Here is a 3113-nt window from a genome sequence, read left to right as displayed (position 1 = left end):
TGGCAAGCCTTTTTTTATGCCATGAAGCTCTGCACTTTTTTGTTGCAGAACTCTGTACTTTCATTTTGCACTAAACAGCAACCAAATCAATACATACAGTGATACTAAAATCGTTAGGTCTATTTGGCATGCGAAAATCTTTTTTTTTGGCGGAAGGGGTACCCCTTCCGCCAAAAAAAGATTAATTATCTCAAATAACTATTGATAAACCTCTTGACTAATCGTAAGAAAGGGGCTGTCCAAAAAGTCAGTTACCCTGACTTTTTGGACAGCCCCGTCTTTAAATTTATGCATTGTGTAACACATTTTTTGCAGCTTCGCTATTTGGCATTATCTTTAATATTTCTTGAGCAATTGCTTTAGCTTCTTCTTTACTAATTAACTTTTCTGGAATGTCATGGAATAACAACAAATGTTCTTTCAAGCTAACATCTTCAGGGCTTAATTCAACTGCTCTTTTAGCATGGTATAATGCACTTGCGTAAGCGTCTGGTAAATGGCACAATGCAGTACTTAATAACTCTGAAGCTAAGTAATGATAATATGCAGTCTCATTATTATTTATCAAATAACAGACAAATGAATAAGCACTTATACTCTCTTCATCAAATCCTAATTCAAGAACAACTTGCTCTAAAGTATTTCTATCTTCATTCTCAATATATTCTTTTGCTTTTTGAAAATCACCCGATGTTATTAATTGCTTTATCTTTTCCTTCATAGTTATTTCACCCACGCATCAGATATTCTTATTGTTCCATCAGGTAGTTTTTTGTATGTCACCTGTACCAATTGTCCATTAACCATTTTAGCTCTAGAAGAAACAGATTTATAAGGTATATCTGCACCATTATGCATTACATCGATGATAATTTCTTTTATTTTTCCCCAATTCTTATCAGGCACAAGTTTTTCCCATTGATGATTAGATTTTTTACTTCCATTTATAATATGCTTTATCTGATTACTGTTAAGTTTCCCTATTGCATCATGTACTTTAGAAGAAGGCAATGGCTTAACTTTACCCGTACCCTTAGTGCCAAGTTCAACGCCATCGTTGCCTGCTTTACCTCCGCCTAGATTTAACCCCGTCTTCTCACTTAGATAAGCTCGAACTTTATTCTCCAATCCATTGGTGTTTTCGGGCGGAACCTTAACGTTCTCAATCCCTTCCATGGCCAATCCCATTTGCCGGTCAGGGATTGTATTTTTCAGATTGGTCAGGGCGTTGTCTACGAACCGGGCAGTTTTCAGTGCACTGTTTGCGCTTTTGTTTTTCAAATGGTGCGGGATTTCTTTTGCCCATGCTTTGGCACTTATGATGCGGGCCGATATGCTGTTTTCCGCATGGACAACCAGATCGAAGGCACGTTGTGATCTTTGGTGCAATCCAGCTTTCAAGCTTGTAAATAGCTTGGGATCCATTGCTTCTCGTAGAAGCGCGAAACGGGCGGCGCTGCTGAATCTAGAAAGCGCGCTGACGCCAGGAACGATATCCAATGGAGCGAGGACACCACGGAATACTCTTTCGCCTGTTTCTAACTCCCTCCCTGAAATCCAGTCTTTTCCGGAAACGGTCGAGCTTAATTCCAGTGTACCATAAGCTGCCCCCAATGCCATCCCTGCCGGCGGACAAATAAATGAGACGCCGACAATCACGGCAAGCGCCGCTATTTGTCCCCAGAATTCTTTGTTCAACTGTTTGTCTTTGATCGATTCATACTGAAAAGCATGGGAATTCAATGTCGTCTGTATATATTCTTTTTTCGAAAAGTCCTGGTGGGGATTCAGTTCTTTCCATGAGACGTATTCCCGTTCCATCAGCCTGGCATAGTAGTTGCTGCCAATGAACAGATCTTCTAGTCCAACTTCCGCTTTCGGCACATCGATTGTTTGTTGTGTGCCGTATGCTCCCGGAGCGACGATTGTTTCTTTAACACCGATGTGGTTTTTCGTCTTGATCTCTGATATGGATAAGTTGCGCATCGCTTCCACAAAAGCATCGATCTCTTGATAAAACGGATCATCGATGGTGCGGTCAACAATCTCTCCGACACGGCTGCTAAAGCGGTACAAGACGAGATAATCTTCATATAATTGTTGATATTGTTTTTTTCGGTCTGTGTGGATGAAAGAGATGACACCGTCTGTGTCATATTTGGCAATGTCTGCTTGAACGTCTTCGAGAAGATCGTTTAGATCTTTTAATTTGTCAATCATGCCTTTTCCCCATACACCGAGACCAACTAGATCGCCAATACCTTTCTTCGTCTTTTCCCATTCAGAAGGGATATACTTGACATCCACTGCCTTCATGCCTCCGATTGAAACGTAATGGATTCCAACATGTGGAACAGCTTTCTGTTTCATTATAAGAGAAAATATGAAACTTTTGGTAAACAGGAAGAAAAAAAGGGAATTTTAAGTAAAAACTACCAATCATTTATCAGATCATGTTCTTATTTTAGATCGTAGGAACCGATCGAATAGACCTAAACCAATTTTTCCTGAATGAAACGTTAAAAATATGGTCTCACTCTCAATTGAATGAGAAGGGAATGAGCCGGATGTTTACTTTATTAAAACAGATGGATCAGGTAAAATGGTTGATACAACATGGATTTCATTGTCGGCAGGCAAACTTTGAAATCTGTTTTAAACGGAAATAAAAAAGAGTCGTCGACCCCCAATCGTGCAAAAATCCCCGGGGATCGACGACTCTTTCAACTCTTTATTGAGCGCAAGCAAATCAACAGTCGGTTAAATGTTTATCCCCACTTTCTCGCCACGAGAAAGCTTTCTCTCGTGTTTTAAAGTGTACTCGTATTAGTGGCTTTAGTCGCTTTACCATGCATTGCGGCCAAACTCGTTGTAGGTGAACCATTATGAGCTCTGAATTAAAATGTTGATAAAAACATACTTACATTCTCTTGTAATCTCACTTTATTATTTGTTATAGCTGTTAGATTGAAAATAGAAAAACCTTGAAAGGCATATAGCCAGTCAAGGTTTTCAATTTATTGCTAAATACCTTATATCACTAGCATTGCAGTAATTAAATCTGATGATTCAAAATACTAAGAATGTTCAATTTTTTATTGATTTCGAAACAA

At 39.1% G+C, this 3113-nt stretch carries 2 protein-coding genes; both read right to left on the bottom strand.

Annotation, left to right across the window (positions count from 1 at the left end):
* Positions 1 to 286: 286 nt before the first annotated feature.
* Positions 287 to 721 (bottom strand): hypothetical protein, encoded by a 435-nt coding sequence (locus AC0KTX_RS16525; RefSeq protein ID WP_013876273.1) that lies wholly within the window; start codon positions 719 to 721, stop codon positions 287 to 289.
* A 2-nt stretch (positions 722 to 723) separates the two neighbouring features.
* On the bottom strand, positions 724 to 2307 hold the full coding sequence (locus AC0KTX_RS16520; protein WP_474253139.1) for a polymorphic toxin type 35 domain-containing protein: 1584 nt from the start codon (positions 2305 to 2307) through the stop codon (positions 724 to 726).
* Positions 2308 to 3113: the final 806 nt, after the last annotated feature.

The sequence above is a fragment of the Aeribacillus sp. JST-2 genome, from assembly GCF_056032925.1.
This window is presented reverse-complemented; position numbering and strand designations above follow the sequence as displayed.